The sequence below is a fragment of the Faecalicatena fissicatena genome, assembly GCF_016900595.1.
In the GTDB taxonomy this organism is placed as follows: domain Bacteria; phylum Bacillota; class Clostridia; order Lachnospirales; family Lachnospiraceae; genus Claveliimonas; species Claveliimonas intestinigallinarum.
The window spans coordinates 1-1,455 of record NZ_JACLYY010000034.1; the positions used below are offsets into that span (position 1 = coordinate 1).

The following is a 1,455-nucleotide window of genomic DNA, read 5'->3' on the forward strand; positions in this document are numbered from 1 at the left end:
AGATGTGTATAAGAGACAGCTCGGGGGCGGAGATGTAGGTGCGGCCGCCGTACTGCACGTAGAGGATCAGGTCGTCGGTGGTCACCTCGTCGTTGAACACTACGTCCTCAAAGTCCTCCGTCTCAGTGACGGTCTTGTTGGCCAGCTCGTTGTTCTTGTCATAACCGGGCGCATAGAAGGAGATTGTCTCGTTCTTCTCGCTGTAGGTGCGCACCTCGGACAGAGTCTCGCGGGTGAACAGCACGTACTCGGCGTCGCCATCGTTGTTGTTGTCGATGATCTCAACGTCCACACCGTTCAGGTTGAACTTGTCGCTGTTGTTGGCGGCATAGCTGTAGTCGTTGATCAGGTTGTGGGCATCCTCTTCGGTCTTGCAGTAGCCGTAGTTCACGTAGAACTCGGTGCCCTTGGTGACGGCCACGCCGGTGCCCTTCAGGTAATCCTTCACGGTGCTCTGAGTGGCAGCGGTGGCGTTGATCACGTTCACGTCGTCCTTGGTGGACACGCCCAGCACCTTGGAATCGGACAGGATGGTGGTCTTCTCGATGTACATGGTCACGGTCTTGCCCAGGAAGTCAACGGGGGTGTCCACATTGAAGGCAATCTTACCGGACTGGGCCACGCCCTCGTCCTTGGTGGTGTTGGAGGTGGTGGAGGAGTACAGAACCACGTTGTCCAGCACGGTCTTGCCATCCTTCAGAGCGGAGTCGGAGTCGGTCTTGTCCAGCTCAGCCCACTCGTTGGCCACAACAACGCCCTGCACCTTGATCACGCCGTACTTGTCGGCCAGGATGGTGCGGGCGTCGGAGTACGCCATGGCGTAGCCGTTGTTGGTGTAGCTCTGGATCATCTCCACGTCCAGGGCGTTGTAGATCAGCAGGGCCGCGTCGTCGCGGCTCAGAGGCTCGGCCACGGAGCCCTTGAAGTTGCGGAAGATGCCCAGCTTGGAGGCCAGGGCGTTGGTGTTGATCTCCCAGTCGGTGCCGGTCAGGCCCTCGATAGCGGGGTCGTAGCCCACGGCCACCAGCAGCATCTTGGCCGCCTCCAGGGCGGTCACGGTGGCGGAGGGGTCAAACTTGCCGTTGCCGCGGCCGGCGATGATGCCGGTGGTGTAGCAGTAGTTGATGTGGCCCTTGGCCCAGTTGCTGGTGATATCGGTCAGGCCGGAGGGGCTGTTCTCATACAGGGCGCCGTTGTCCACGCCCTTGTTCATGATGACGGAGAGCATCTTCGCCATCTGAGCGCGGTCAACATTTTCGGTGGGTGCATAGGAGCCGTCGGGCTTGCCCTCGATGATGCCGAGGGAAACCAGCATGGAAACGGCGTCCTTGTTCACGATCTGATCCTTATCGGTGAGATCGTTGTAGCTCACAGCGGAGGCGGAGACAACCATCATGCCGATGAGCATGATCGCCGCCAGAGCCAGGCTGAGAGCCCGCTTGAGGTTTCTCATTT

1 protein-coding gene is annotated in these 1,455 nt (G+C 59.7%); it reads right to left on the bottom strand.

The genetic code is table 11. The features are described from left to right. Positions 1–1,455 (bottom strand): S-layer homology domain-containing protein (locus H7U36_RS14990; RefSeq protein ID WP_205156427.1); only part of this gene is annotated, 1,455 nt, incomplete at both ends.